Genomic DNA, 26,689 nt, shown 5'->3' with positions numbered 1-26,689 from the left:
GGGGGGACCCTGTGGGAGAGTAGGACGCCGCCGAACAATTTTTCAGCTCCGGTCCCTGAACCTCTGGTTCAGGGACCGGAGCTTTTTTGCGTTCCGGGACAGTGCCAGCCGGCTTTCTTCAGCCGGTCTTCTTCCAGAACACCGCGGTGGTGAGGGAGAAGAGCAGCAGGTTGGCGACGCTCAGGGCAGCTCCTTGGAGGGCCGTACCCACGGCACCGGGCCAGAGCTTGGTGACGAGAGTGCCGATCAGCGTGCAGACCAGCGGGTTCGCGATGCACATCCAACGGGGCAGAGCGGTGCCGCCGCGGAGGACGAGGACGGCCATCCAGACGGAGCCGACACCCCAGAGGACCAGGAGTACCGCGTACGGGATGAAGAGCACTGTGGCGAGGTCGCCCGGAAGAGTGACCAGCGCCGCGGCGTCGGCGCCGGACTCGTGCACCGCCTTCGCGGCCTGGCCCCAGTAGAAGAACGATCCGTGGGCGAAGGGGGCGAGCGCGTAGCCGGCCGTCAGGAGGAGGAAGGGCGGCAGGGCGAGGCGGCGGGGTTGCGGGAGAAGGGCGTGGCGGAAGTGGCGGCAGGCGTAGAGATAGAGCGGCCCGGTCAGGACGCCGAGCAGGGCGCCCCAGGCCAGGCGGGTGGTGGAGGCCGGGAGCATCGCGGCCAGTGAGTCGCGGGCCATGCCGTCGTACGCGTCGAGGATCGGGAACTGGTGCGGCGACACCATGGGCTTGCCGAGCAGCAGGATGTCGCCGACGAGCCAGGCCACGGAGGTCAGGATTCCGGCGATGCCGGCCAGGCGGAGGGCGGTGAGGGTTTGGGGGCGGTGTTGAGGTCGGGGGTGGGAGGTGGGGTGTCCGGGTGGTGTCGGGTGGGGCTCCGCGGACGCGGTGGGTTTGAGGGGCGTTGGGTCGGAGGGGGAGGGGGACATGGCTCGGGGCAAGGCGGTGCCTCCATGAGGAGAATGTTAGTTAGGTGAGGCTAGCCTAACTAGTAAGTGCGGGGTGGGGAGGGAGAATTACGTGTGGCCAGAGGGACGGGCTGCTGGGATGCTGGGCCGATGGGGTATCTGATCAGGCCGGTCAAGGCGGACGAGTGGAAGCGGCTCAGGGAACTCCGGCTGGCGGCACTCTCCGATCCGATGGCGCGCATCGCCTTCAACGAGGGGTTCGAGAAGGTCGCGGCGTACCCGGACGAGGTGTGGCAGCGGCGGGCGGCGCGGAGTGACGAGGACCGGGACCCGCTGACGTTCATCGGCGAGGCACCGGACGGCAGTTGGGGCGGGATGGTCGTCGTGCTCGTCGAGAAGGAGGGCGCGGACGAGCGGGGCGGCGAGGCGCCGTGGGCGCACATCGTGGGGGTCTACGTACGCCCGGAGCACCGCGGCACGGGGCTGGTGCGCGACCTGTTCGCCGCTGCCGTGGAGTGGGCGTGGAGCCGGTCCGGACCGGCGGTGGAGCGCGTACGGCTCTGGGTGCACGAGGAGAACGACCGCGCGGCGGCCCTCTACCGGTCGCTGGGCTTCGTGGAGACCGGCCGGACGATGGCCGATCCCAAGGACGAGGCCGCTGTCGAGCGGGAGATGGCGCTGGAGCGCGCGTAGCGGGCCGCCGGTCAGTCCGGGAGCGGGGTGCGGGGCCAGCGGGCGCGGGCCTGTTCCCGGGAGCGCATCGTGGCCAGCGTCAACAGGCCCTGTGCACGGCCGGTTTCGAGGAGGCCGGGCAGAGCGGGGAACGGCGCCAGCGCCGCGATGTCGTCCAGGACGAGGGTGAGTGGTGGGTCGAGCCGACCGGCGGATGACCGTTCGGCCATGCGGCGGCCGCGCTCGACCACGTTGGAGAGGAGTGCGACGAACAGTGGCATCGCACCCGGAGTGGTTCGCGGATCCTCGATGGATTCCCCTACCACGTAGAGCGTTCCCCCTTCGTCGATGAAAGATTCGAGAAGGAGGGCATCGGTTCGCTCCGGATTGCAGGCGTCCCGGATGTGGATCGAGGCCAGGGACGCCAGGGTGCGGGAGACCAGCTCCTGAGCCATCTCGCGCCGTTCCGTGTGCGCGGTCAGTACGGACTCCAGCTCGCCCGCCTGGCCCGCCGACGCCTTCTGGTTCGTGCGCAGGATGCGTACGGGCTCGTGCGCGGCGCCCTTGGTGTGGGCCCAGCGGTGCAGTTGGCGGAAGGGCCGCCCGTCCACGGCGGCGGCGTGCAGCCAGCAGCGGAGCAGGGTCGTCGCGGCGTCGGCCACCGCGGAGTCGAGGGTGCTGGAAGGGCGTACGGGGGCCAGGAGCGCGGTCGCGCGGGCCGTGGCGGTGGCGATGTCCTCGCAGCCGGACGTCGGGGACCAGCGCATCCGGGCCGGGGTGTCCAGGAGGTGCTGCGGGTCGTAGGTCAGCAGCGGGCCCAGTTTGGCGCGGCCGTCCTTGGTGTCGGCCCAGAGGGCGGGGTCGGTGGTGGCCACGACGAGGGGGCCTTCGGCGGCGGCGACGGCAGCCGCGGCGAGCGTGCCGGCCTGGCGGCGGTCGGTGCCGTAGTGGACGGCCGGGGTGGGAGTGGCAGGAGTCTCTGGTGAGGCCGGTGTGGGGGTCGGGGCGGCCGTCACGGGTGCCCCCGAGGCCGCTGCGGCAGGAGTGAGCCATGAGGCCGCTGGCGCTGCGGGGCCCGAGGCCGGTGGTGTCCCACGTCCCGAGGGCGTTGGAACTGTGGCTTCCGAGGTCGGTGGCACAGCAAGCTGCGAGGCCGGCAGTGGCGTGGCGGGAGGCGCGTAGGGCGGTGGTGCGGTGGGCGTAGGGGCCGGGGGAGGGGCGGCAGCCGCGGATCGGCCGTCCGCAGACGCCGGTTGGCTCTGCCCGTCGGCCCCGCCCGTGCCAGCGGCCGCACCCGTCTCAGCAGCCCCGTCCCACCCGAAGGCCCCAGTGGTCCCGTCCCACCCGCTCCTCTTGCCCACAGCGTGCCGATGGGCCCGTACGGCCCGGTAGCGGGCGATCGTCCCCAGGACGAAGACCGTCAGGACGACCAGGACCAGCAGTTCGCTGATGAGGATGCCCCAGAACAGCCCGTACCCGGAGAGCTGTACGGCCGGGGTGTCGGGCCAGGCGGCGGCGAGGTCGTGCGGGGCGCCTATGAGGCTGCGCAGGGCCAGGGGCGTACGGGTGAAGGTCACCCCGTCCGGCCAGGCGCCCTGCGTGAAGAGTCCGGCCAGGCCGGTCGCCGTCCAGGTCAGGAGGGTGAGGCCGAGGAGGAAGGCGAGGACGCCGATCAGGAGGGAGTCGGGGATGCCGCGCCCCCGCCCGGCACCCGGGCCGCCAGGGCCCCCTGCGCCTCCCGAGCCGCCCTGCGGGCCCGTACCACCGCGCCCGTCCCCGCCCCCGTGCCCGTATGCCCGCCTCACGCCACCGTCTCGCTCGACTCGTCCCGGAACTGCCGCCGCAGCGCCAGCGCTTCGGCCCGCTGTTCGGCCTCCGCGTCCGCCGCCCGCCCGATCGCGAGCGCTTCCTCCGTCATCGTCGCGGAGCTCTCGGTCATCGCCCGGTCGGTGTAGACCAGCGGCCGTTCCGCCTCGGTGATCAGGTGTTTGACGACCTGGACGTTGCCGTTGACGTCCCACACCGCGATGCCGGGGGTGAGCGTCGGGATGATCTCGACGGCCCAGCGCGGCAGGCCCAGGACGGCGCCGGTGGCCCGGGCCTCGTCGGTCTTCTGGGCGTAGATCGTGCGGGTGGAGGCCATCTTCAGGATCGCCGCGGCTTCCTTGGCGGCGGCGCCGTCGACCACGTCGCTGAGGTGGTGGACGACGGCGACGAAGGACAGGCCGAGGCGGCGGCCGAACTTCAGCAGCCGTTGGAACAGTTGGGCGACGAACGGCGAGTTGATGATGTGCCAGGCCTCCTCGACGAGGAAGATCCGTTTCTTCCGGTCGGGGCGGATCCAGGTGTGCTCCAGCCAGACGCCGACGATCGCCATCAGGATGGGCATCGCGATCGAGTTGCGGTCGATGTGCGAGAGGTCGAAGACGATCAGCGGTGCGTCGAGGTCGATGCCGGCGGTGGTCGGGCCGTCGAACATGCCGCGCAGGTCGCCGTCGACCAGCCGGTCGAGGACCAGCGCGACGTCCAGGCCCCAGGCGCGTACGTCGTCTATGTCGACGTTCATGGCCTCCGCCGACTCCTCCTCCGGGTGGCGGAGCTGTTCGACGATGTCGGTCAGTACGGGCTGCCGGTTGGTGATCGTCTCGTTGACGTACGCGTGCGCCACCTTGAGCGCGAAGCCGGAGCGCTCGTCCAGGCCGCGGCCCATGGCGACCTCGATGATCGTACGGAGCAGGGCGAGCTGGCCGGTGGTGGTGATCGACGGGTCGAGGGGGTTGAGGCGGATACCGCCGTTCAGGGCGGCGGTGGGGTCCAGGCGGATGGGGGTGATGCCGAGCTGCTCGGCGATCAGGTTCCACTCGCCGACGCCGTCCTCGCCCTGGGCGTCCAGGACGACGACCTGCCGGTCGCGGAAGCGGAGCTGGCGCAGGACGTACGTCTTCTCCAGCGCCGACTTGCCGTTGCCGGACTCGCCGAGGACCAGCCAGTGCGGGGCCGGCAACTGCTGTCCGTAGAGCTGGAAGGGGTCGTAGATGTAGCCCTTGCCGCTGTAGACCTCGCGGCCGATGATCACGCCGGAGTCGCCCAGGCCCGGCGCGGCGGTCGGCAGGTAGACGGCCTGGGCCTGGCCGGTGGAGGTCCGTACGGGAAGCCGCGTCGTCTCCACCTTCCCGAACAGGAAGCTGGTGAACGCCTCGGTGAGCGCTGCGAGCGGATCGAGCATGGCCATGACGTACGCGCCTCCCAGCGGCTTAGCGGCGGATCCCGGTCGCGAACGGCAGCGTGTTCACAAAGGCGCGGTGGTGTTCCCGGTCGCACCACTCCAGTTTGAGGTAACTCTTGCCCGCCGAGGCGCGGATGGTGCGCTTGTCGCGGGCCAGTGCCTCCGGGGAGCGGGAGGAGACGGTGATGTAGCCGACGAGATTGACGCCCGCCGCGCCCGAGGCCAGGTCCTCGCCGCGCTGGTCGACGCGGCCGTGGTGGGCCACGTCGCGCGGGTCGACCACCCGGTTCATCTTGGCGGCCCGGCTGGCCTCCGCGTCGTCGTTGGTCTTCTCCGTCAGCATCCGCTCGATCGCGATCTCGGTGGGCTCCAGGTCCATGCAGACCGCCACCGTACGGATGACATCGGGAGTGTGCACCAGCAACGGCGCCAGGAAGTTGACGCCGACCGGGGTCAGCGGCCACTCCTTGACCCAGGCCGTGGCGTGGCACCACGGCGCGCGGGTGGCCGACTCACGGGTCTTGGCCTGGAGGTACGTCGGTTCCATCGCGTCCAGCTCGGCCGGCCAGGCGTTGCGCTGGCTCATCGCCTGGATGTGGTCGATGGGGTGGTCCGGGTCGTACATGGAGTGCACCAGGGACGACAGCCGGCTCTGTCCGAGCGGCTGGCGCACACGGATGTCGGCCTCGGCCAGCCGCGCGCAGATGTCGGTCAGTTCGCGTGCCATGACGACGGCCAGGCCCGCGTCCCGGTCCAGCTTCTTGCGGATCAGTCCGCCGTTGTGCAGGTGCGCGGCGCGCGCCATGGTGTGGGCCTCGGCGGCCAGTTCGCGGGTGTAGTGCATGCAGGCGACCAGGTAGGCGCGGTGCTGCTCGGAGGAGGTGGAGACCATGGACTGGAGCTGGTCGTACGACTCCTGGAGCCAGGCGGGGGAGTCGGCGTTGCCGCGCTGGGCGACGTCCTTGGCGTGCGCGTCGGGGTCGGCGGGGAGCGTACGGGCCAGCATCTGGAGGCGGGTGACGAAGCCGTCCCCGTTGGCGACGTGCTTGAGCAGTGTGCCGAACCGCTCCACGAGGGCCTCCTGGTCCTCGCTGTCGCGCAGGCCGACGCCCGGTCCCTCGATCTCGATGGCGGCGGTGACCGTACGGCGGTCGGCGTGCAGCAGGACGGCGATCTCGTCCGGGCCGAACGGGGCGGTCAGCCAGTTGATGCGGCCGATGCCGGGCGGCGGGCCGATCTCCACCTCCCGGCCGTCCAGCCGGACCCCGGCCTCGGCGACGCCGGAGCGGTACGTCGTGCCCTGGCGGACCGTACGCCGGTAGCTGCGGTTGATCTCGAACCACTTGTAGAACGTACGGCCGCGGTACGGGAAGTAGACCGCGGCGATCGCCAGCAGCGGGAAGCCGGTCAGGGTGGCGATCCGCAGCGACAGCACCGGCACCAGCAGGCCGCACACCATGCCGAGGAACGCGCCCGCGATGATCAGCGCGATCTCGCCGGTCTCGCGGTTCTTGCCGACGATCGCGTTCGGGCGGGCGCGGCCGATCAGGTACGTGCGGCGGGGCGCGATCGGGTGGGACTGGGTCGTCAACGCCCGTCACCTCCTGAGGTCTTGCCGGAGCGGGCGGTGCCGGTGGAGCCGGAGCTGGAACCGGGGGACGGACGCGAACGGGGGGCGGGCGAGGCGGGGGCCGGGACGCGGCCGCCGGAGCCGCCGCGGCTGCCGTGGGCGGCCACACCGCCGGAGACCGCGTCGGCGGGCCGGGCCTGGCCGCCGCCCTGCTCCTGGCCGCCCCCGCCGGACCTGCGGGAACTGTGCGTCTTGATGCCCTGGGACACCAGCGCGGCGGGCGAGGAGATCACGGCTGCGGCCTGCGAGCCCTCGGTGGCCTGCTTCTTGTTCGTACGGGCCGAGACCATCTCGTCGCCGAAACCGGGTACGAAACGGTAGATCACGGCGCTGGCGAAGATGGCCAGCAGGATGATCGCGAGGCCGGAGACGACGGCCGAGATGGCGTTCGGGCCGTCGCCGGTGGTGAGCGCGCCGGCGATGCCCAGGACGATCACGATGACCGGTTTCACCATGATCACCGCGATCATGATGCCCGCCCAGCGGCGGACGTGCCCCCACATGTTCTTGTCGACCAGGCCCGCGTAGACGACCGTGCCGAGCAGCGCGCCCACGTACAGCAGGGCCGCCCGGATCACCAGCTCCAGCCAGAGCACACCGGCTGCCAGCACCGAGACCAGCGAGACCACGATCAGCATGATCGGGCCGCCACCGATGTCCGTGTCCTTCTTCAGGGCCGCCGCGAACGCACCGAAGAAGGTGTCGGTCTGCGCGCCCGTCCCCTTCGCGATGATCTCGGTGATGCCGTCCGTCGCGGAGACGACGGTGTACAGGATCAGCGGCGTGAACGCGGAGGCGAGCACGGTCAGCCACAGGAACCCGATCGCCTCACTGATCGCCTCCGTCAGCCGCACGCCGCGCACGGCGCGCTTGGCGACGGCGAGCAGCCACAGCACGAGCGTCAGCACGGTGGAGGCGGCGAAGACGACGGCGTACTGCTTCAGGAAGGCCGCGTTGGTGAAGTCGACCTGTGAGGTCGCCTTCACGGCGTCGGACAGCTTGTTGACGATCCAGGCGGCGGCGTCGGCACAGCCCTTGGCGAGGGAGGTGAGGGGGTCGAGGGGGTTGTTGTCGGTCAGGCCGCCGGGGGATTTGGGGGTGGTGTCAGCTTTATCGCCCTCTTGGCAATATTCCCTGGCGAGGCCGCGAATGAGGTCGCATGCCTCGTTGCTCGGAGAGGGGCTCGCCGAAGGGCTGCCCGTGCCCGTGGGAGTGGGTGTGGGGGTGGGGGTGGGGCTCGGCTCCGCGAAGGCGCGTGACGCCAGGAGGAGGACAGCCGTCTGTACGCCCGTCACCAGTGCGGCGAGGGAGAGAACGCGACGACGATGGTTAGCGGGCATACGTGAACCCTCCGAAACCTTGCACAGCCTTGGACATCTCCTCGGCCGACGACGCGGTCTGGTCCCGGCCGACCGGAGCCGGACCGTCCTTCTGCGTGAAGTCGGTGATCTTCCAGTCCCCGTCGATCCACCGCAGGTCGAAGGTGTTCGTGTACCACCCCTCCGCGACCGGGTTCTTGGAATCGGCTCCGGCGATGCCGAAGAGGGCCGAGTACCAGACCGAGACCTTGGCCGCGGCACCCGAGAACTTCTCGACCTTGGTGCCGACCGGGTTGGCCCGGGAGACGAACGTCGAGCCGTCGGGGGCCCGGCCGTCGGGCTTGAGCCCGATCCGGCCGAGGAACTTGGGGTTGCCGTACGCCTTGTCGAGGGCGTTCTCGCGGGCTGCCGCCACGTCCGGCGCGTACACCGTGGTGACTATCGTCCGCCGTCGGTCCTTCTCGTACATGCCGTCACTGTTGAGCGCCACCGCGTAATTCGCCGCCGCCGACTGCGCCCCCTGCTCCGTCTTCGCAAAGCCCGACGCGATGCCGCCGTTCTTGCCCTCGACCGGCTTGGTGCCGGTCGGCGCGGTGGAGCGGGCGTCGGCTTCCTTAGCGTTGTCGTCGCCCGCCCCCGGCCCGTCCCCGCCCCGGTTCGCGAAGGCGATGGCGGCGATCAGGAGGACCACCACGCCGACGATCGTGATCAGGTTCCGGCTGGAGGAGCCCGTACGGGTGCGGCGGCCGCCCCCGTACGGGTCGCCGCCGCCGTCGGGGAGTCTGGTGCGGGTCTGGCCGCCCGTGTCCGGGCCGCCCGGCTCGCCACCGCCGTATCCACCGCCATCGCTGAGACTCATCGTGCCTGTGCCCCCTCAACCGACCTGGCCGTCCCTGCTGTCCTTTTGCCGCCCGTATATGACCGTAGCCGCGCGGGCAGCGGCTCGGGCGCAGTGGTACGAGTAGATCTCACCGTGACGGGACCTCAGATGTCGGGCGGAAGAGGCGAATGGGGGACTCTGCGGCACTTGCGGTCACCCCGTGGGCCGCGGCTGCCGCTCGGTCCCCGCCAAGCCCTTGTGTCCCCGCCCGGTACGCGGCCCAATCGGACCGTTGCTCGCCGGAGTGGCGCAAAGCGGAACGGTTCGGGGCGGAATGAGCGGGCATCGGCGGGTGCTCTCGGCGGTGGGGTGTGGCCGGTGGTGGGGGAGGTGAGGAGGGGCTGTGGTGCGGGCGGCCGGCGGGGTGTACGGGAGGAGGCGGTCCGTGGTGCGCTGCGCCGGGGGCGTGCGAGGCGTGGACGAGGGGATTCGGGGTGATGGGAGGGGGCGGTGGGGCGCGGTGGTGCTACAGGGGCGGCTGCGGCCCGCAAGGCCTGTCCGTTCGCCGGCCGGGCCGTCGGCCCGTCGTCCGTACGGGGCGGCCGGGCCCTCCCGGGGTGCCGGCGCGGCCGTCGCCGACCGCCCCGGCTACACGGCCATCCCGTACACGATCGTGAAGAGCGTGCCGAGCGACCCGATGATGAAGACACCGGTCAGGCCGGCCACGATGAGGCCCTTGCCCTGTTCGGCGCTGAACGTGTCGCGCAGCGCGGTGGCGCCGATGCGCTGTTTCGCCGCGCCCCAGATCGCGATGCCGAGACAGAGCAGAATCGCTACTGCCATGACCACTTCGATCATGACGCGTGCCTCGTTGCCCAGTGTCCCGAACGGACCCCAGTCCGGGGCGATTCCGCCAATGATGGTGGTGATGTCGCCCTTTTCGGCCGCCAAGTGCATGAATGAACTCACCGCCCCTTATGGGTTGTTGCGTACCCGCGCCACACGGTACGGGCCAGCATCTATCTTCGCTGACAAAACCGCCACCAGATGTCGACTTGGCGGCTTTCTTTGACGGATCCCGTGGGGATTGCGTGCGTACGGGGACGTGCGTCGCCCGGGGACCCGTCGGTGTCACCGTGTGTATCACGGCCGATCACACCGGGCAATGTTCGAATGGTGCGCCGTGACGGGCGCTGCTCAGAGCCCCACGAAGTGGTCGAACTCGCCGGCCTTCACCCCCAGGACGAAGGCGTCCCACTTGACGCGCGTGGTGACCACGACGTTGTCAGGCTCGGTGTTCGTCCGCAGGTAGACGTTGCCGTCGGCCCCGAAGGCGACCTCGATGTACTCGGGCGCGCTCTCGTCGTCCGTGGCTTTCTGCCAGGTGAGGTTCTCGGGGGGAGTGGGGGTGGTCGGCATCAGTTCCTCCGTCGGGTCCGCGGTGGGCGGCGACCTCGTGCACTCACTCGTACGCGGAGGACTTTACGGCCCGTCAGGGGCGGCTCGGGGGCGGGTGGGTGTCGCTCCGGGAGGCCGCTCCCCGTCCTGGCGTCCCGGAGGAACGCGGCCCAGGCGCGGGCGCTCACACGGGCGGCCACCCCTGGCCGGTCGCACTCCGGGCAGAGGATCGGTCCGTTCGTGTTCGCGGCCACCTCCACGCACCGGCCGGATGATGTGCTGGCGGGCGATACGGAAGTCGACGTAGCGGTCGACGGCCTCGTTCCGGTCGGTCCCCTCCGCCATGTCGCTCAACGCGCGGGCGTAATCGGCGGCCTGCAACATGCCCGGCACGACGGAGGGCGCGTGCATACGGATGGCGGTGGAGCGCAGGAGGTGGTGGAGGCCGTTGCACGGGACGTGGACGCGGTCGCTCTCGATGTGGCTGACGCGCTGGCGGGCGGCGTCGGTCAGGACGGCGGCCCGGTCGCCGGAGAGGCCCGGGGCATGCGCCGACGGCCGGGGCGTGGGCCGGCACGGGCCGGGTGGCGGGGAGCCGGTCCGGTTCGGGCTGGGGGAGTGAGGGGGCGGGAGCGGGGCGGGGCCGCGCGCCCCGGGCGGTTCACGGGGGCGTGGGTGTGGGCCCGTACAGCCGTCGTGTGGTGAGGTACATGACGAAAACGGCGGTGAAACGCGCCCGTATGGGGGAGGGTTGAGGGGTGCGCAAATACTGGGTGGCCGGTGGGGTCGGGGTCGGGCTGGTGCTCTGCTTCCTCGCGCTGCTCGTGGTGGGCACGTACACCGCCGCCGCGGGCCTGGCGGGCGGCGCGGGCCGGGCGGTGGGGCTGGCGAAGGGCGCGGTGCCGGCGTCGTACCAGCCGCTGGTGCAGAAGTGGGGCAATCTGTGTCCCGCCATCAATCCGGCGTTGCTGGCCGCGCAGCTGTACCAGGAGAGCGGCTGGAACCCGAAGGCGCAGAGCCCGGCGGCGGCGCAGGGGATCGCCCAGTTCATTCCCGGTACGTGGGCTTCGCACGGCATCGACGGCAACGGGGACGGCCGGCGGGACGTGTGGGACCCGGCGGACGCGATCCCGTCGGCGGCGTCGTACGACTGCGAGCTGGCGAAGTACGTGAAGGACGTGCCCGGCGACCCGGCGCACAACATGCTCGCGGCGTACAACGCGGGCGCGTACCGGGTCATCAAGGCGGGCGGGGTGCCGGCGATCCGCGAGACGCAGAACTACGTGAGGATCATCACGACCCTCGCCAAGAGTTTCGAGGCGCCGGTGGGGCGGGTCCCGGCGTCCCGGCAGGCGGCCGCCGCGATCACCTTTGCGCAGGAGCAACTGGGCAAGCCCTACCTGTGGGGCGGGAACGGCACGCCGGACCAGGACGGGCGGTTCGACTGCTCGGGGCTGACGAAGGCGGCGTACCACTCGGTGGACATCGAGCTGCCGCGGGTGGCGAACGACCAGTGGAACGCCGGGCCGCACCCGAAGCGGGACGAGCTGCTCCCCGGGGACCTGGTGTTCTTCGCGCACAACCTGAACGATCCGCGGTCCATCCACCACGTGGGGATCTACGTGGGCGGCGGCTACATGATCAACGCTCCGTACACGGGAGCGGTGATCCGCTTCGACAAGATCGACACGCCGGACTACATCGGTGCGACCCGCGTCACCGAAGATGGCGCGAAAGCGCTGCCCCGGTCGAACGCTGCGTGAACATGGGGCCCTGAACTGCGGACATCAGTCTCTCTTCGATAACGTCCTGGTGATCATCCGGTGGAAGCTGGAACGGCTCGGCTGTCCATCGCGTTTCCTGGGCATGGAGACATGGCGAGGCCGTGGAAATCCGGCCACGCCCGACGACCACGGGGGTTGGCAGCACTCACACGGCGCTCGCGCGCGCGAAAGGTAAGGGGCCGCGGCAGATGGCTGGACTCGCAATGGACGGGTCGAACCCCGATGTGAACGTGCTCGACGGCATCAACGGCCTCGCGAAGGACGCACCGGAGTGGCTCAACCGCGCCACGAAGTTCGTGGGTGAGTACGGCCTCATCGCCGCGCTCGCCGTGCTGTGTCTGATCGCCTGGTGGGGTGCGCGCAGACGGCGGGACGCGCCGGGCGCGGTGGCGGGCCTGGTCTGGGCGCCGCTGGCCGCCGGGGTGGCGCTGCTGGCCAACATACCGATCCGGGCGGTGGTGGAGCGGCCCCGGCCGTTCCGGGTCCATGCGGGACTGGAAGTGCTCATTCCCGGCAAGACGGACTTCTCGTTCGTGAGCGACCACGCGACGCTGACCATGGCGGTCGGCGTGGGGCTGTTCATCGCGCACCGCGTGTACGGGCTGATCGGTATCGGCCTGGCGCTGCTGGAAGGGTTCTGCCGGGTCTACATGGGCGTGCACTACCCGACGGACGTCATCGGCGGCTTCGCGCTCGGTACGGCGGTGGCGCTGCTGCTGGCGCCGGTGGCGCAGGCGATGCTCGTCCCGGTGACGACGGCTGTGGGGCGCTCGCCCGCCTGGTGGCTCGTCCGGGCCGGCGGCCCGGCGCCCCGCGCGGTCTCCGAGCCGGTGGCGGCCGTACCGCCGGTGGCGCGCGAGGAGCGGGACGAGGACCTGGCGGCGTAGCCGGGACCACGGAGCGGACGACGAGGGAGGACCGGGGCCGACAGCCCGGTCCTCCCTCGTCGTACGGGGGGACGGACGTGCCGTCACAGGGCCTGCGGGAACGTCCTGAACAGCCCGTTCGGGTCGTACTGCCGCTTCAGCTCGGTGAGGCGGCCGGCGGCCGGGCCGTAGTAGGCCTTCTTCCAGTCGGTCAGGGCCGCGTCCGTGTAGTTCTGGTAGGCGGCGCCCGAGGCGTAGCGCCGCATCGCGCCGTGGATGCCGTTCAGCCAGGCGCTCTGCGCGGCGCCCGTGCCGCCCGCCTTCCAGGACGCCAGGTACTGCGCGAGGAAGCGCGACCGGCGGTGCACGAAGGCGGTGTCGGTGGGGCGGACCCGGTTGATCGCCCCGCCCAGCGCGGTCAGTGACGCGTTTCCGGCGACGCCCTTGCGGCTCGCGGCCTCGATCTGGCCGAGCAGGGCCCGGAGGCCGGCCGCGTCGAGCGAGCGGTCGTAGAAGTCGGAGCGGGCGGCGTACGTCTCGCGGGCGAGCTTGCCGGTGGCGCTGCGGCCGGGGAGGGCGCCCGGCAGGTGGCACTGTTCGGTGGTCTTCGTGGAACAGCCCGCGTAGGACTCCATCGCGTCGAGGTACGAGGTGGGAGTCAGGCGTACGGACTTCGCCGGCCCGGGGCCGCCCGCGCGGTCGGCCAGTTCGTCGACGGCGTTCTGGAGGTCGCCGTAGGAGCCGAGGGAGAAGGCGGCGACGGAGACGGTCGGGGTGCCGCCGGGGTGCGCGTCCAGGTGCAGGGACGACCATATTTCGTCGGGCTGGGTGGGGCCCCACTCCTGCCAGGAGCGGAGCAGGGCGGTGGCCTTGGCCCAGGGCCAGGTCAGGTAGGCCATCACCGAGCGGGGCGCCGCGTGGGTGCGGAAGCGCAGTGCGGTGACCACGCCGAAGTTGCCGTTCCCGGCGCCGCGCAGGGCCCAGAAGAGGTCGCTGTTGCGCTTGGCGTCGCACTCGACGGTCTTGCCGTCGGCGGTGACGACGGTGGCGCCGACGAGGCTGTCGCAGGTCAGGCCGTAGGCGCGGGACGCGACGCCGTGACCGCCGCCGAGGGTGAGGCCGGATATGCCGACGGACGGGCAGGAGCCGCCGGGGATCGTGACGTTGTGCCGGCCCAGGCCCTCGTAGACCTCGATGAGCTTGGCGCCGGCGCCGATGCGGGTGATGCCGCCGGACGGCGCGGAGACCGAGTTCAGAGCGGACACGTCGATGACGAGCTTGCCGTTGCCGCTGGACCAACCGGCATATGAGTGACCCCCGTTGCGTATCGCGACGGGGGCGTTGTGGCGGCGGGCGAAGGACAGGCACTCGGCTATGTCGGCCGGGTGGCGGACGTAGGCGACGGCCGCGGGCTTCAGGTTGTCGTAACGGGTGTTGTACAGGCGGCGGGCCGCGTCGTACGAGGCTTCGCCGGCGCGGACGAGCTTGCCGTCGAGGCTCTTGCGCAGCGCGTCCCACGACGCCTTGGCGGCCGGGGGCCTGCCCGCCTGCGAGCTGGTGTTGAGGCCGACGCCGCCGGACGCCGTGCCGCCGGGGGTGTTCGCGTGGCCGGTGTCGGTGCTGCAGGCGGTGGTCAAGCCGGCGGTCGCCGCCGCGAGTCCGCCGCCGGCTGCCAGTATCGTGCGCCGCTTCATTGTGAACTGCCCCTTTTGGACCCCTTTGCGGGTCCGCGCGCCGTGGATGCTTCCCCCTACCCAGATGGGACGGGGGCCCGGGGAGGTTCCAGGGGAGTGCCGACGGGGCTCTGCGGGCGGTTATGGAGGGTCTGCCGGGCGGGTGCGGCTGCCCGCCCGGAACCGGTCTGCCGGGCGGGTACGGCGCGCCCGCCCGGGGTCGGCCGGCGGGGGTGGCGCTCACCCCGTCCGGTGGTGCTGTTCCGCGTCCGTCCGTGCCTGGGAGCGGGCCCGGCGCGCCGGGCCGTGCCAGCCGCAGATGCAGCGGGCCAGGCAGAACGAACCTCGTTCGGTGGTGGTGGTCCGGTGGTCGGACGCCCCGGAGGGCGGCGCTGTCGGCTCCTGCGCTGCTCGGTCCTGCACGGCGCCACCGTACGCGCCCGGGGTGTACGGGCGTGACGAAGCGGGCTGAACAGTCGTTGAACGGAACGGGTCGTGGTGGTCCGGACAACCGGAACATCCCGGTCCGCAACTTCACGAGCAGAGCGGCCGAGGGGGCTCGTACGCGATGGTGGTGCAGGACAGGCGAGGCGGCGCCGTCGCGGCCGCCGTGTGCGGGGCGGGCCTGGTGGCCGGGCTGCTCACCACGGGCTGCTCCCCCAACGGGGCGGCGGCCGACGACCACACCTCGGCCGGCCGCTCCGCAGACGGCCCGGTGGGCGGGTCCGCGGCCGGGCCGCCCTTCACCGACCGTGCCCGCCCACCGGGCGGCCGGTCGTCCGCCGGGCCGCGGGATGCCGCCGGCCCGGCGGACGCCGGTGCCCCGTCCGGCCGTACGGACTACGCCGCGGCCCTGCGCGCCAGTGCCGACGCGCTGGTCCGGGCCGGCACTTCCCGGGTGCGTACGGAGCTGGAGACCGTCAGCGGCGGCACCCGCGTCGCCATCCGGGGGACCGGCGGCCACGACTACCGCGAGCGGATCGGGCAGCTGAGCGTACGGCTGCCGGACACCGGCGACGGGAGCGGCGCGCACCGCACGATCACGGAGATCCTCACACCGTCCGCGCTGTACATGAAGAACCGCGGGGCGGGCGTGCCGGCCGGCAAGTGGGTACGGGTGGACACCGCCTCGCTGGTCGACGGCAATCTCGTCACCGGCGGCGCGACCGACCCGATGGCCGCCGCCGAGCTGCTGCGGGGGGTGCGGGAGGTGACGTACGAGGGGCGGGAGCGGCTGGACGGTGTCCCGGTGCGGCACTTCAGCGGGACGACGGACATCGGGTCGGCGGCGCGCGCGGCGTCCGCCGCGTTCCGGCCCGCGCTGACCGCGGCGGAGAAAGGCTTCACCACCGACGTGGTGGCCTTCGACGCGTATCTGGACGACGCCGGGCGGCTGCGCAAGGTGCGCCAGCGCTTCCGCTTCGCCAACGGCACGACGGGCGGCACGTCGGTGACCTCCACCACCACGCTGTACGGCTTCGGGGCGCCGGTTCCGGTCCGGCTGCCCGACCGGGACGACATCTACACGGGCAAGGTCGCCGCCACGGGCGGCTGAGCACGGTCGCCACGGGCGGCTGACCACGGCCGTCACGGTCGGCCGGGCAGCGCGGGCCGGCGGGCTCGGCCCCGACTCGGACCGCGGTGTCCGGGGCACGTCTCCACGGCCTGTGCGAACTGGCGGAAATGGTCCATCCGTGCCATGCGCGGAGCGTGCGCCCGTACCTACTCTGGGCGGTAACCACCAGAAGAGTGGGGAGGCGCTCGAAGGAGGAGGTGTTGTACGTGGCCGGACACCGCAACTCGACGGTTCAGGACCACGTGGCCCTCGTCGAGATCGACCTGACTGGTGAGTTGATGATCGCGGCGGCCGCCGCGAGCGAGGATCGGCTCAGCTCGGACCGTATCGACGAGGTGCTGGACGTGGACGCGGACCGCGTGCGAACGGGTCACGGACCAGGGAACCGCAGGTGACAGGGCGGCGGCGCCGGGCGTGACGGTGCTGCGCGGCACCCGCGTCCGGCGGCCGCGGTCAGGTGCGCAGCATCCGCTCGATGGCCTTGGTGGCTTCCTTGACCTTCTCGTCGATGGCCTCGGGGCCCTTGACGGCGGCGTCGGCGACGCAGTGCCGCAGGTGCTCCTCCAGGAGCTGGAGGCCGAAGGACTGCAATCCCTTCGTGCTCGCCGACACCTGGGTGAGTATGTCGATGCAGTACACATCTTCTTCCAGCATCCGCTGGAGACCGCGGATCTGGCCCTCGATCCGGCGCAGCCTCTTGAGGTGTGCGTCCTTCTGCTGCGCGTAACCGTGGATGCCCAGATCGTGAGCGGTGACGGCGGCGGGGTCGGTGCCGAGGGCGGTTACCGGCCCGTCGGCGGGGCGGGCCGCGGCGGCTGCGGTGGTGCCGTTGGTGTCGGCGTCCGTGGTCGTCATGGCCATCTCCCGTGGTACGTAGGCGTTCCATATACCCCTAGCGGGTATATGGTACAGAAATTCGCAGGCGCGGGCGGTACCCCGTGCAGAGCATGGTGCCCGATGGGCGACACTGAAGGAATGCCGGTTAGCAGTGGCTGGATGATGCGCCTAGCATCAACTCGACCGAATCCGATGCACCCCGAGGATTTCACGTGCGCTTTCGTCTGACCCCCAGGGAGACGAGCTTCTACGACATGTTCGCCGCGTCCGCGGACAACATCGTCACAGGCTCGAAGCTCCTGATGGAACTGCTCGGGGCGGACGCCTCCGCGCGGACAGAGATCGCCGAGAGGATGCGGGCGGCGGAGCACGCGGGGGACGACGCGACCCACGCGATCTTCCACCAGCTGAACTCCTCGTTCATCACGCCGTTCGACCGCGAGGACATCTACAACCTCGCCTCGAAGCTCGACGACATCATGGACTTCATGGAGGAGGCCGTCGATCTCGTCGTCCTCTACAGCATCGAGGAGCTGCCCAAGGGCGTCGAGCAGCAGATCGAGGTCCTGGCGCGGGCGGCGGAGCTGACCGCCGAGGCGATGCCGAACCTGCGGACGATGTCCAACCTCACCGAGTACTGGATCGAGGTCAACCGCCTGGAGAACCAGGCCGACCAGATCCACCGCAAGCTGCTCGCGCACCTGTTCAACGGCAAGTACGACGCCATCGAGGTGCTCAAGCTCAAGCAGATCGTGGACATCCTGGAAGAGGCGGCCGACGCCTTCGAGCATGTCGCCAATACGGTCGAGACGATCGCGGTCAAGGAGTCCTGACCTCCGGTGGACACCTTCGCGCTCATCGTGACCATCGGGGTCGCGCTCGGATTTACGTACACCAACGGCTTCCACGACTCCGCGAACGCCATCGCGACCTCGGTCTCCACCCGGGCCCTGACCCCGCGGGCGGCGCTCGCGATGGCCGCGGTGATGAACCTCGCCGGCGCCTTCCTGGGCAGCGGGGTCGCCAAGACGGTCAGTGAGGGGCTGATCTCCACGCCCGAGGGCTCCAAGGGGATGGGCATCCTCTTCGCCGCCCTGGTCGGAGCGGTGGTCTGGAACCTGGTCACCTGGTACTTCGGACTGCCGTCGTCGTCCTCGCACGCGCTCTTCGGCGGCATGGTGGGCGCGGCGCTGGCGGGCGGTACGACCGTCTACTGGTCGGGCGTCATAGAGAAGATCGTCGTTCCGATGTTCCTCTCGCCCGTGATCGGCCTGGTCCTCGGCTATCTGGTGATGGTCGTGATCATGTGGCTGTTCCGGAAGTCCAACCCGCACAAGGCGAAGCGGGGCTTCCGTATAGCGCAGACGGTCTCGGCGGCCGGCATGGCGCTCGGGCACGGCCTCCAGGACGCCCAGAAGACCATGGGCATCGTCGTGATGGCGCTGGTCATCGCGGACGTGCAGACCGCGGGCGACGCCATCCCGGTCTGGGTGAAGATCGCCTGTGCGCTGACCCTGTCGCTGGGCACGTACGCGGGCGGCTGGCGCATCATGCGCACGCTCGGACGGCGGATCATCGAGCTGGACCCGCCGCAGGGCTTCGCGGCCGAGACGACCGCGGCGTCCGTCATGTACACCGCCTCGTTCATGTTCCACGCGCCGATCTCCACCACCCACGTCATCACCTCGGCGATCATGGGTGTGGGCTCGACCAAGGGCACCCGGGCGGTGCGCTGGGGCGTCGCCAAGAACATCGTCATGGGCTGGTTCATCACCATGCCGGCCGGCGCGGCGGTGGCCGCGCTGTGCTACTGGGCCGTCCATCTGGTGTTCGCGTGACGGTGCGCGGCCGCTGAGCCGCACGTTCTTGTGGGCCCGCCCTCCGGTTCCGGAGGGCGGGCCTCGTCCTTGCGGTGGCACCGCCATGCAGCACCGCAGGACGCAGGGGGCGGGCCGGGCCCGGGTCCGGGCGCCGCGCGGGGCCCGGACGGGCGCTCAGCCGAAGCGGCCGGAGATGTAGTCCTCCGTGGCCTGGACCGACGGGTTGGAGAAGATCCGTTCGGTGTCGTCGATCTCGACCAGCTTGCCGGGCTGCCCGACCGCGGCCAGGTTGAAGAAGGCCGTACGGTCCGAGACGCGCGCCGCCTGCTGCATGTTGTGGGTCACGATGACGATCGTGAACCGTTCCTTCAGCTCACCGATCAGGTCCTCGATGGCGAGGGTGGAGATCGGGTCGAGGGCCGAGCACGGCTCGTCCATCAGCAGCACCTGCGGCTCGACCGCGATGGCGCGGGCGATGCACAGCCGCTGCTGCTGGCCGCCGGACAGGCCGGAGCCGGGTTTGCTCAGCCGGTCCTTGACCTCGTTCCAGAGGTTGGCGCCCTTCAGGGACTTCTCGACGACGTCGTTCAGGTCGGACTTCTTCTTCACCGTGCCGTTCAGGCGCAGGCCCGCCGCGACATTGTCGAAGATCGACATGGTGGGGAACGGGTTCGGGCGCTGGAAGACCATGCCGACGGTACGGCGTACCGCCACCGGGTCCACGCCGCTGCCGTACAGGTTCTCGTCGTCCAGCATCACCTTGCCCTCGACGCGGCCGCCCGGGGTGACCTCGTGCATCCGGTTCAGGGTGCGCAGGAACGTCGACTTGCCGCAGCCCGAGGGGCCGATGAAGGCGGTCACCGAGCGGGGCTCGACGGTCATGGAGATGTCGTCGATGGCCCGGTGGCTGCCGTAGTAGGCGGAGAGGCCGCTGACGTCGATTCGCTTGGCCATGGGAATCACTGCTTCTTTCGTGTCGCTGGGGTCAGCGGCCGGTCTTGGGGGCCTTCCAGCGGGCGATGCCGCGGGCCACCAGGTTGAGGATCATGACGAAGGCGATCAGGACGAGCGCCGCGCCCCACGCACGGTCGTACGAGGCGTCGGAGCCCTGCTGCCACTGCTGGAACACATACAGCGGCAGCGACTGCTGGGCGCCCTCGAAGGGATTGCTGTTGATCGTCTTCGCGCCCCAGACCAGCAGCAGTACGGGCGCGGTCTCACCGGTGATACGGGCGATGGCCAGCATCACGCCGGTGGCGATGCCGCCGACCGAGGTGGGCAGCACCACCTTGAGGATGGTGCGCCACTTCGGCACGCCGAGGGCCAGGGACGCCTCGCGCAGCTCGTTGGGGACCAGCTTGAGCATCTCCTCGGTGGAGCGCACGACCACCGGCATCATCAGGATGGCCAGCGCCATCGCGCCGGCGAAGCCGGACGGGCCGAAGCCGAGGATCAGGATCCACACCGACAGGACGAACAGGCCGGCCACGATCGAGGGGATGCCGGTCATCACGTCGACGAAGAAGGTGACGGCCTTGGCCAGCTTGCCGCGCCCGTACTCGACCAGGTAGATCGCGGTGAGCAGGCCGATCGGCGCGGCGATCAGCGCGGCCAGGCCGACCTGCTGGAGGGTGCCGACGAGGGCGTGGTAGATGCCGCCGCCGGCCATCGCGTCCGGCAGGGTGCCCATCGAGTGGCTGAGGAAGTAGCCGTCGACGACCTTGATGCCGCGGGCGACGGTCTCCCAGATGAGGGAGGCGAGCGGGATCACGGCCAGCAGGAAGCAGATCCACACCAGGCTGGTGGCGAGGCGGTCCTTGGCCTGCCGGGTGCCTTCGACGGCGGCGGCGAGCAGGAACGTACCGAGGACGAACAGCAGGGCGGCGATCAGGCCCCACTGGATGCGGCTCTCCAGGCCGGCGGCCAGGCCGATGCCGCAGCCCACGGCGGCCGCGGCCACGGCCAGGCCGGCGGGGGCCCAGCGGGGCAGCCGGGGCTGCTTGAGCGAGACCGGGAGGGGGGCGCTGTCGGCGACGGGGCGCCGCGCGGTGACCGTGTTACTCATGCGTTGGCCCCCGAGTACTCCTTGCGGCGGGCGATGATCAGGCGGGCCGCGCCGTTGACGAGCAGCGTGATGACGAAGAGGACGAGGCCGGAGGCGATCAGGGCGTCCTGACCGAACTCGTCGGCCTCGCTGAACTTGCTGGCGATGTTCTGGGCGAAGGTGCCGCCGCCCCCGTCCAGCAGGCTGCTGTTGATCAGGAAGCTGGGGGACAGGACGGTGGCCACCGCCATCGTCTCGCCGAGCGCGCGGCCCAGGCCCAGCATCGAGGCGCTGATGACGCCGGAGCGGCCGAACGGCAGGACGGACATCCGGATGACTTCCCAGCGGGTCGCGCCGAGCGCGAGCGCGGCCTCCTCGTGCATCTTCGGCGCCTGGAGGAAGACCTCGCGGCTGACGCTGGTCACGATCGGCAGGATCATGATCGCGAGCAGGATGCCGACGGTGAACAGCGAGCGGGGGGCCTCGTCGGCGTAGGAGAAGATCCCGGTCCAGCCGAGGTAGTCGTCCAGCCAGCCGTAGAGGCCGGTCAGGTGCGGTACGAGGAACAGCGCGCCCCACAGGCCGTAGATGATGCTGGGCACCGCGGCGAGCAGGTCGATGACGTACCCGAGCGGGGAGGCCAGCCTGCGCGGCGCGTAGTGCGAGATGAACAGCGCGATGCCCACCGCGACCGGGACCGCGATGACCATCGCGATCACCGAGCTGACCACGGTGCCGAAGGCCAGGACGGCGATGCCGAACTTCGGCTCGGTGCCGGAGGCGGTCCACTCGAAGTAGGTCAGGAAGTTCGCGTGGTCCCCGGAGACGGCGATCACGGAGCGGACGGTCAGGAAGGCCGCGATGGCCGCCATGATCACCAGGAGGGCGATGCCCGAGCCGCGGGACAGGCCGAGGAAGATCCGGTCTCCGGGGCGTACCGCGCTGCCGGACACCGGGGAGGCGGCGGGCGGCGCGGGTGGTGGCGGTGGTGCGCTGGATATCGAGGGTGCTGAGTTCATGGTTTCTCCGGTCTGCGGAGCCCGGCGGGGGCTCCTGGCGCGGCGGTGCACCGGACGGGCGGCGGCCTGCGGGGCGCGGGCCGCCGCCCGGTGGGTCAGGAGAGCGAGGCGACGGCCGAGCGGACCTTGTCGGCGATCTCGGCCGGGAGCGGCGCGTAACCCAGCTCCTTGAGGGCGTTCTGGCCGTCCTTGCCGGCGATGTAGGTCAGGAAGGACTTGGTGGCGGGCAGGGTCTCCGCCTTGTTGCCCTTGTCGCAGGCGATCTCGTACGTGACCAGGGTGATCGGGTAGGCACCCTCGGCCTTGGTGGTGTAGTTGAGCTTCAGGGCCAGGTCGCTGCCCTTGCCGACCTGCTTGGCCTCGGCGATGGCCTTGGAGGCGTTGTCGACGGTGGCCTCGACCGGGTCCTTGGCGCCGGTGTTCAGCTTGACCGTGTTGATCTTGCCGGCCGTGGCGTACGACAGCTCGAAGTAGGAGATCGCTCCGCTGGTCTGCTTGACCTGCGAGGACACACCTGCCGAGCCGGACGCGGCCTGGCCGCCCTTGCCCTCCCAGGTCTTGCCGGGCTCGTGCTTCCAGGCGTCGGGGGCGGCGCCCTTGAGGTACTTGGTGAAGTTGTCGGTGGTGCCGGAGTCGTCCGAGCGGTGGAACGCCTGGATCTTGAGGTCCGGCAGCTTGGCGTCCGGGTTGAGCTTCTTGATCGCCTCGTCGTTCCACTTGGTGATCTCCGAGTCGAAGATCTTGGCGAGGGTCGGCGCGTCCAGTACGAGGCTGTCCACGCCCGGCACGTTGTAGCCGACCGCGATCGGGCCGCCGACCATCGGCAGGTTGATCGCCTGGCCGCCCTGGCAGACCTTCTTGGACTTCTCCACCTCCTCGGGCTTGAGCGCCGAGTCGGAGCCCGCGAAGGCGGTCTGGCCCTGGAGGAAGGTGGTGATGCCCGCGCCGGAGCCGGTGGGCTGGTAGTTGATGCTGGTGTCCTTGCAGGCGCCGGAGTACGCCTGCACCCAGGCGTCCATGGCGTTCTTCTGCGCGGACGAGCCGGAGGCGAGCAGCTTGCCCTTGCCCTCGCACTTGATGTTGCCGGTCTTCGCCGCGGAAGCCGCCCCGCCGCCACCACTGGTGTCGTCGGAGCCGCACGCCGACAGGGCCAGGGCACCGGTGACGGCGAGAGCGCCGACGGCGAGGGCGCGAACCCGGTTCTTGCGCTGCAGCTGCTTCACTGTCGTGAGTTCCTTCCTGGGGCGCGCCGCTTCTTGTTCGGCGTGCGGGGTGCAGACGTGATGGTCACCGGCGTGGCGACCGGGTGGTCACCCGGATGGTGACCGTGTGGTCACTGTGCGGCGGCCGCAGCGGTCGGGCAAGGGTCGCCGGAGCGGGTGGTCGGACGGTTCAGCAATGCCGTGCCGCGGTCGCTCCGCAGGAGTGGCGCGCCGCTCGGTACGGCCGAAATTAGGCAGATCAGGTGAAGCCGCCGAAGGAGGCGGGTGAACGCCGGGTGAACCTCGGCCGTCGGCTGGGGGCGGCGCGCGGACGGCCCGTGATCCTGCGCAGCGCTCTGTCGGATTACCCGCCGGTATGGCAGCATCCGCGCCTGTGGACGTGCACGAATCGGTGCGGAACGACCGGAGGTGGCTGGTGGGGCGGCAGGGGGCAGGGCGGGGCAATCCCGATGCGTACGGCAAACGTGACGTAGGGGACCGGGCGGGTGCGGCGGACGGGCCGCGGCGGGCGGGGGGACGGAGCCGGGCGGGCGCCGGGCGCCGGCGGGGTGCACGGGGGCTGCGCGGCGCCGTGGTGGCCGCCACGGCGGTGGTCCTGGGCGTGACCGGAATCCTCGGCGGGACGGCTCCGGCCGCGTACGCCGATCCCGGCCCCGCCGTGTCCGAAAAGCACCTGGAAGAGGTGCGCAAGGAGCTGGAGGGCCTCTACCGCAAGGCGGAACAGGCCACCGAGGCGTACAACGCGGCGAAGGAGCAGGTCGCCCTCCAGCAGAAGGAGATCGTCAAGCTGGCGCAGACGATCGACCGGACGCAGCAGCAGATGGACGAGCTCAAACGCCAGGCGGGCGCGCTGGCCAGCGCGCAGTACCGGGGCGGCGGCGTTCCCCCCGAGGCCCGGCTCATGCTCAACAAGGACCCCGAGCGCTTCCTCGACAACGCCACACTGGTCCGCAAGGGTCAGCACGCCGCGAAGGACCTGAGCGACCAACTCGCCCGCACGAAGAACGCGTTGGAGGGGTACGCGCAGGACGCCACCGACCGCTGGGAGCGGCTGGAGGAGAACCGCAGGAAGACGGAGACCGCGCAGCTCGACGTCCGCAAGAAGATCGAGGCCGCGCAGCAGCTGGAGTCGCGGCTGGCCGCGGAGGAGAAGGAACGGCTGAAGAAGCTGGAGGACGCGCGGGCGCTCCAGGAGCAGCAGAAGTGGCTGGACTCCGGCGTGCTGAAGGACATCGGCGCGCACGCCTCGGAGGCCGGAAAGAAGGCGGTGGCGTACGCGACGTCGCAGATCGGCAAGGACTATGTGTGGGGCGCCGAGGGCCCGGACACCTTCGACTGCTCGGGGCTGACGATGCGGGCCTGGGAAGCGGGCGGCCGGTCGGTGCCGCGCACCTCGCAGGAACAGTGGCGGCAGTTGCCGCGGATCGATCTGAAGGACCTGCGCCCCGGCGACCTGATCATCTATTACCCGGACGCGAGCCATGTCGGTATGTACATCGGGGACGGCGCGATGGTGCACGCGCCGCGGCCGGGCCGGCAGATCACGGTCGCCGGGGCCGGGTCGATGCCGATTCTCGGGGTGGTGCGGCCAGACGAGTAGCGGTGCGGGAGGGGCTCGTGGCGCCGTACACGGGGGAGTTCGCCCCGGTACGCAGCGTGAGGAGCGCGTGCGTTTCGTCACGGAGCGTCGACGGCCGACCTGACGCTGTCGAGGTGATGTTCGTCATTCCGCGCTCCTCTCCGCCCAGGTCACCGGGCATGTGGGGCACGGCATATGACAAGTGCCGGGTGCCGTCGGCCATTCCGTAAGCCTCCGCGCTACCGCTATGGTCGCCTCTCGGTGCCCGGTGGCGCACCGCCCGGACCGACCGCCGGGCGGCGGCGGAACCGGGCACAGTGGCGCGCCGTTCGGCGGGCCCGCGCACCCTCGGGGGGAGGGAAGGAAGCAGAGCATGTCCGTACCCATTCCGCGCCAGCGGACGGCCGTGCTGCCGGAGGAGGCAGCGTCGGCGGGCGACGCGCGCGGCGGCGCGGCGCACCCGGCCGGGCCGTCGACGGCGCCGGCGGACGCCGCGGGCACCTCCGCTCCCACCGCCCCTTCCCCCTCTCCCGCCCCTTCCCCCTCTCCCGCCCCTTCCCGCTCAGGCGACGCCGGACTGACCCTGCTCCTCATAGGCGACGACCCCAGCAGCGCCGTACCCGAGATGCGGGACGGAGAAGGCCGCAGGGCCCGTGTCCGTACGGCCCGTAATCTCACCGAGGCGGAGCGGCTGCTCACCGACGACGTGCACTGCATCCTGCTCGACCTGACGCCCGCGGTCGCGCGGGACCGCACCGACCGGGACGGGCACCCGGCGGAGGAGGACGGCGGCCACGACGAGCTGGGCGCGCTGCGCGAGGTACTGCGGATGGCCCCCTCCCACGCCGTCCTCGCGCTGACCTCCGAGGCCGACGCCGAGCGGGCCGCCGAGGCCGTACGCGTCGGCGCGCAGGACTACCTCTTCCACGACGAACTCGACGGCGCCGCCCTCAGCCGGGCGGTGCGGTACGCCGTCGAGCGCAAACGCGCCGACCTCGCGCAGCGCCAGCTCACCGAGTCACGGATGCTGGCCCAGGAGAACCGCCGGCTGGAACGCGGCCTGCTGCCCACCCCGCTCCTGGACGGCTCCGACCTGCGCTTCGCGGCCCGCTACCGCCCCGGACGCAGCCGCGCGCTGCTCGGCGGCGACTTCTACGACACCGTACGGACGGCCGACGGCACCGTGCACGCGATGATCGGCGACGTCTGCGGCCACGGCCCCGACGAGGCCGCGCTCGGCGTGGAACTGCGCATCGCCTGGCGCGCGTTGACCTTCGCCGGGCTGTGCGGCGACGCGCTCCTGTCCACCCTCCAGAAGGTCCTGGAGCACGAACGCGCCGACGACGAGATCTTCGCGACGCTGTGCCTGGTGGACATCGCGCCGGACGGACGGCACGCCGGGGTGTGCCTGGCCGGCCACCCCGCGCCGCTGCTCGCCCGGTCCGGCGGAAAGCCGCGGCTGCTCCCGTACGAGGAGGGCGGTCCGGCGCTGGGTCTGCTGCCACGTGCCCGCTGGCCGCGCCGCCAGGTCGCGCTGGGCGGCTCCTGGAGCCTGATGATGTACACGGACGGCCTGATCGAAGGCCGCGTCGGCGACGGCAACCAGCGCCTCGGCCAGGAGGGCATGACGGAGCTGGTGGGGCGTCAGATGGCCGCCGGACTGCGGGGCGAGGAACTGCTCGACGCGGCGGTCACGGAGGTGCGGGACCTCAACGGCGGGGAGCTGACGGACGACGTGGCCGTCCTGCTGCTGGACCGGGGACGCGTACAGAACTGAGGCGCACGGACGCGACGGACGCGCCACCGGCGCACCCACCGCACGCCGCCGTCACCTGCCGGCTGCACCGCTCCGTGACCGCCGCCGTACCCGTGTGCCCTACCGCCCGCCGTTGAACGGCCCGTACGGCCCGTCCGAACTCGATCCACCGCGGCGCGGGCCCCGGCCGCCGGTGATCCCCTTGATCGCGGGCCGCACGTCGACCGTGTAGACGATCACGGCGATCAGGCCGATGATCGGCAGGAACGACATCAGCGGCAGCAGGAACAGCAGCGCGGTGGCGATCACCAGGAAGATCAGCCACATGCCCTTGGTCTGCTTGTCCGCCGCCCGGTAGGCGTCCTCGCGCCGTACGGCCGCGTCGACGAGCATCGCGGCGGCGTACACGGCCAGTACCAGCTGCACCCAGCTCAGCACGTTCTGGAACCCGTAGATCAGCACTGCCACCACCCGTTCGACTCTGGTCCGTCGTCGGCCCACCGTACCCGGAGAACGGGCCGGGCACGCGTGGCGTGC

At 71.2% G+C, this 26,689-nt stretch carries 26 protein-coding genes; 9 read left to right on the top strand and 17 right to left on the bottom strand.

Annotated features, from left to right (window positions below; all coding sequences use genetic code 11):
* Positions 1–118: 118 nt before the first annotated feature.
* Positions 119–931, bottom strand: coding sequence for a DUF6796 family protein (locus tag ACZ4QV_RS27890; RefSeq protein ID WP_361159079.1), 813 nt, complete (start codon positions 929–931; stop codon positions 119–121).
* 129 nt (positions 932–1,060) lie between these two features.
* Between ACZ4QV_RS27890 and ACZ4QV_RS27885 the strand changes: the two genes are divergently transcribed.
* Positions 1,061–1,603, top strand: a complete 543-nt coding sequence (locus ACZ4QV_RS27885) for a GNAT family N-acetyltransferase (RefSeq protein ID WP_361159053.1) — start codon at positions 1,061–1,063, stop codon at positions 1,601–1,603.
* Between the two features lie 11 nt (positions 1,604–1,614).
* On the opposite strand, the gene ACZ4QV_RS27880 is transcribed toward ACZ4QV_RS27885, so the two are convergent.
* The 8 genes from ACZ4QV_RS27880 to ACZ4QV_RS27845 all read right to left on the bottom strand — a co-directional run bounded on the left by ACZ4QV_RS27880 (position 1,615) and on the right by ACZ4QV_RS27845 (position 10,392).
* Complete coding sequence (locus ACZ4QV_RS27880; RefSeq protein ID WP_361585357.1) at positions 1,615–3,273, bottom strand: type IV secretory system conjugative DNA transfer family protein; 1,659 nt, start codon at positions 3,271–3,273, stop codon at positions 1,615–1,617.
* A 110-nt stretch (positions 3,274–3,383) separates the two neighbouring features.
* The gene (locus ACZ4QV_RS27875; RefSeq protein ID WP_361159074.1) at positions 3,384–4,808 is read right to left on the bottom strand and encodes an ATP-binding protein; all 1,425 of its coding nucleotides are present in this window, start codon (positions 4,806–4,808) and stop codon (positions 3,384–3,386) included.
* 28 nt (positions 4,809–4,836) lie between these two features.
* Positions 4,837–6,399 (bottom strand): SCO6880 family protein, encoded by a 1,563-nt coding sequence (locus ACZ4QV_RS27870; RefSeq protein WP_361585318.1) that lies wholly within the window; start codon positions 6,397–6,399, stop codon positions 4,837–4,839.
* On the bottom strand, positions 6,396–7,778 hold the full coding sequence (locus ACZ4QV_RS27865) for a hypothetical protein (protein WP_361619529.1): 1,383 nt from the start codon (positions 7,776–7,778) through the stop codon (positions 6,396–6,398). Before ACZ4QV_RS27865 ends, ACZ4QV_RS27870 begins: the two co-directional genes overlap by 4 nt.
* The gene (locus ACZ4QV_RS27860) at positions 7,768–8,616 is read right to left on the bottom strand and encodes a DUF8175 domain-containg protein (RefSeq protein WP_361159044.1); all 849 of its coding nucleotides are present in this window, start codon (positions 8,614–8,616) and stop codon (positions 7,768–7,770) included. Before ACZ4QV_RS27860 ends, ACZ4QV_RS27865 begins: the two co-directional genes overlap by 11 nt.
* Positions 8,617–9,225: 609 nt before the next feature.
* Complete coding sequence (locus ACZ4QV_RS27855; protein ID WP_030021086.1) at positions 9,226–9,534, bottom strand: hypothetical protein; 309 nt, start codon at positions 9,532–9,534, stop codon at positions 9,226–9,228.
* A gap of 240 nt (positions 9,535–9,774) precedes the next feature.
* Positions 9,775–9,996, bottom strand: a complete 222-nt coding sequence (locus ACZ4QV_RS27850; RefSeq protein ID WP_125045682.1) for a DUF397 domain-containing protein — start codon at positions 9,994–9,996, stop codon at positions 9,775–9,777.
* A 63-nt stretch (positions 9,997–10,059) separates the two neighbouring features.
* On the bottom strand, positions 10,060–10,392 hold the full coding sequence (locus ACZ4QV_RS27845; protein ID WP_467763558.1) for a Scr1 family TA system antitoxin-like transcriptional regulator: 333 nt from the start codon (positions 10,390–10,392) through the stop codon (positions 10,060–10,062).
* 341 nt (positions 10,393–10,733) lie between these two features.
* Between ACZ4QV_RS27845 and ACZ4QV_RS27840 the strand changes: the two genes are divergently transcribed.
* Together ACZ4QV_RS27840 and ACZ4QV_RS27835 are read left to right on the top strand one after the other, a co-directional pair.
* Positions 10,734–11,738 (top strand): C40 family peptidase, encoded by a 1,005-nt coding sequence (locus ACZ4QV_RS27840; protein ID WP_361619532.1) that lies wholly within the window; start codon positions 10,734–10,736, stop codon positions 11,736–11,738.
* 209 nt (positions 11,739–11,947) lie between these two features.
* Entirely contained in the window at positions 11,948–12,646 is a 699-nt protein-coding gene (locus ACZ4QV_RS27835; RefSeq protein ID WP_361159038.1) for a phosphatase PAP2 family protein, read from the top strand.
* An 83-nt stretch (positions 12,647–12,729) separates the two neighbouring features.
* On the opposite strand, the gene ACZ4QV_RS27830 is transcribed toward ACZ4QV_RS27835, so the two are convergent.
* Both ACZ4QV_RS27830 and ACZ4QV_RS27825 read right to left on the bottom strand, forming a co-directional pair.
* Positions 12,730–14,319 (bottom strand): FAD-binding oxidoreductase, encoded by a 1,590-nt coding sequence (locus ACZ4QV_RS27830; protein WP_361159035.1) that lies wholly within the window; start codon positions 14,317–14,319, stop codon positions 12,730–12,732.
* A 219-nt stretch (positions 14,320–14,538) separates the two neighbouring features.
* Complete coding sequence (locus ACZ4QV_RS27825) at positions 14,539–14,721, bottom strand: hypothetical protein (protein ID WP_361159032.1); 183 nt, start codon at positions 14,719–14,721, stop codon at positions 14,539–14,541.
* Between the two features lie 145 nt (positions 14,722–14,866).
* Between ACZ4QV_RS27825 and ACZ4QV_RS27820 the strand changes: the two genes are divergently transcribed.
* Both ACZ4QV_RS27820 and ACZ4QV_RS27815 read left to right on the top strand, forming a co-directional pair.
* Positions 14,867–15,853: an SCO4651 family lipoprotein gene (locus ACZ4QV_RS27820; RefSeq protein ID WP_467763551.1), complete on the top strand. Its 987-nt coding sequence runs from the start codon at positions 14,867–14,869 to the stop codon at positions 15,851–15,853.
* Positions 15,854–16,071: 218 nt separating this feature from the next.
* Entirely contained in the window at positions 16,072–16,269 is a 198-nt protein-coding gene (locus tag ACZ4QV_RS27815; RefSeq protein ID WP_467763557.1) for a hypothetical protein, read from the top strand.
* Positions 16,270–16,327: 58 nt separating this feature from the next.
* Here ACZ4QV_RS27815 and ACZ4QV_RS27810 read toward each other — a convergent pair whose 3' ends face one another.
* Positions 16,328–16,729, bottom strand: coding sequence for a metal-sensitive transcriptional regulator (locus ACZ4QV_RS27810; RefSeq protein WP_361159024.1), 402 nt, complete (start codon positions 16,727–16,729; stop codon positions 16,328–16,330).
* Positions 16,730–16,923: 194 nt separating this feature from the next.
* Between ACZ4QV_RS27810 and ACZ4QV_RS27805 the strand changes: the two genes are divergently transcribed.
* On the top strand, positions 16,924–17,544 hold the full coding sequence (locus ACZ4QV_RS27805) for a DUF47 domain-containing protein (protein ID WP_003983068.1): 621 nt from the start codon (positions 16,924–16,926) through the stop codon (positions 17,542–17,544).
* 6 nt (positions 17,545–17,550) lie between these two features.
* The gene (locus ACZ4QV_RS27800; protein WP_361159020.1) at positions 17,551–18,549 is read left to right on the top strand and encodes an inorganic phosphate transporter; all 999 of its coding nucleotides are present in this window, start codon (positions 17,551–17,553) and stop codon (positions 18,547–18,549) included.
* Positions 18,550–18,705: 156 nt separating this feature from the next.
* Here the strand turns inward: ACZ4QV_RS27800 and pstB are convergent, their stop codons facing one another.
* From pstB to pstS, 4 genes are all read right to left on the bottom strand, one after another.
* On the bottom strand, positions 18,706–19,485 hold the full coding sequence (pstB, locus tag ACZ4QV_RS27795) for a phosphate ABC transporter ATP-binding protein PstB (protein WP_361159018.1): 780 nt from the start codon (positions 19,483–19,485) through the stop codon (positions 18,706–18,708).
* A 31-nt stretch (positions 19,486–19,516) separates the two neighbouring features.
* Positions 19,517–20,596, bottom strand: coding sequence for a phosphate ABC transporter permease PstA (pstA, locus tag ACZ4QV_RS27790; protein ID WP_361159016.1), 1,080 nt, complete (start codon positions 20,594–20,596; stop codon positions 19,517–19,519).
* Positions 20,593–21,594 (bottom strand): phosphate ABC transporter permease subunit PstC, encoded by a 1,002-nt coding sequence (gene pstC, locus ACZ4QV_RS27785; protein WP_361159013.1) that lies wholly within the window; start codon positions 21,592–21,594, stop codon positions 20,593–20,595. Before pstC ends, pstA begins: the two co-directional genes overlap by 4 nt.
* A gap of 95 nt (positions 21,595–21,689) precedes the next feature.
* Positions 21,690–22,817, bottom strand: coding sequence for a phosphate ABC transporter substrate-binding protein PstS (gene pstS / locus ACZ4QV_RS27780; protein ID WP_361159010.1), 1,128 nt, complete (start codon positions 22,815–22,817; stop codon positions 21,690–21,692).
* 574 nt (positions 22,818–23,391) lie between these two features.
* Between pstS and ACZ4QV_RS27775 the strand changes: the two genes are divergently transcribed.
* Positions 23,392–24,417: a C40 family peptidase gene (locus ACZ4QV_RS27775; protein ID WP_361585295.1), complete on the top strand. Its 1,026-nt coding sequence runs from the start codon at positions 23,392–23,394 to the stop codon at positions 24,415–24,417.
* Positions 24,418–24,769: 352 nt separating this feature from the next.
* A complete protein-coding gene (locus ACZ4QV_RS27770) occupies positions 24,770–26,173 on the top strand; it encodes a PP2C family protein-serine/threonine phosphatase (protein WP_361585292.1) in 1,404 nt (467 codons plus the stop codon).
* A gap of 99 nt (positions 26,174–26,272) precedes the next feature.
* Here ACZ4QV_RS27770 and ACZ4QV_RS27765 read toward each other — a convergent pair whose 3' ends face one another.
* On the bottom strand, positions 26,273–26,614 hold the full coding sequence (locus tag ACZ4QV_RS27765) for a DUF2516 family protein (protein ID WP_361159069.1): 342 nt from the start codon (positions 26,612–26,614) through the stop codon (positions 26,273–26,275).
* Between the last annotated feature and the right edge of the window lie 75 nt (positions 26,615–26,689).

This window comes from Streptomyces sp. NPDC026394, assembly GCF_055567735.1.
This window is presented reverse-complemented; position numbering and strand designations above follow the sequence as displayed.

Coding starts and splice junctions, on each gene's coding strand:
- pstB (WP_361159018.1), bottom strand. CDS start 19,485: ATGGCCAAGCGAATCGACGTCAGCGGCCTCTCCGCCTACTACGGCAGC.
- ACZ4QV_RS27885 (WP_361159053.1), top strand. CDS start 1,061: ATGGGGTATCTGATCAGGCCGGTCAAGGCGGACGAGTGGAAGCGGCTC.
- ACZ4QV_RS27865 (WP_361619529.1), bottom strand. CDS start 7,778: ATGCCCGCTAACCATCGTCGTCGCGTTCTCTCCCTCGCCGCACTGGTG.
- ACZ4QV_RS27860 (WP_361159044.1), bottom strand. CDS start 8,616: ATGAGTCTCAGCGATGGCGGTGGATACGGCGGTGGCGAGCCGGGCGGC.
- ACZ4QV_RS27810 (WP_361159024.1), bottom strand. CDS start 16,729: ATGACGACCACGGACGCCGACACCAACGGCACCACCGCAGCCGCCGCG.
- pstC (WP_361159013.1), bottom strand. CDS start 21,594: ATGAACTCAGCACCCTCGATATCCAGCGCACCACCGCCACCACCCGCG.
- ACZ4QV_RS27855 (WP_030021086.1), bottom strand. CDS start 9,534: ATGCACTTGGCGGCCGAAAAGGGCGACATCACCACCATCATTGGCGGA.
- ACZ4QV_RS27830 (WP_361159035.1), bottom strand. CDS start 14,319: ATGAAGCGGCGCACGATACTGGCAGCCGGCGGCGGACTCGCGGCGGCG.
- pstA (WP_361159016.1), bottom strand. CDS start 20,596: ATGAGTAACACGGTCACCGCGCGGCGCCCCGTCGCCGACAGCGCCCCC.
- ACZ4QV_RS27770 (WP_361585292.1), top strand. CDS start 24,770: ATGTCCGTACCCATTCCGCGCCAGCGGACGGCCGTGCTGCCGGAGGAG.
- ACZ4QV_RS27820 (WP_467763551.1), top strand. CDS start 14,867: ATGGTGGTGCAGGACAGGCGAGGCGGCGCCGTCGCGGCCGCCGTGTGC.
- ACZ4QV_RS27835 (WP_361159038.1), top strand. CDS start 11,948: ATGGCTGGACTCGCAATGGACGGGTCGAACCCCGATGTGAACGTGCTC.
- ACZ4QV_RS27890 (WP_361159079.1), bottom strand. CDS start 931: ATGTCCCCCTCCCCCTCCGACCCAACGCCCCTCAAACCCACCGCGTCC.
- ACZ4QV_RS27850 (WP_125045682.1), bottom strand. CDS start 9,996: ATGCCGACCACCCCCACTCCCCCCGAGAACCTCACCTGGCAGAAAGCC.
- ACZ4QV_RS27875 (WP_361159074.1), bottom strand. CDS start 4,808: ATGCTCGATCCGCTCGCAGCGCTCACCGAGGCGTTCACCAGCTTCCTG.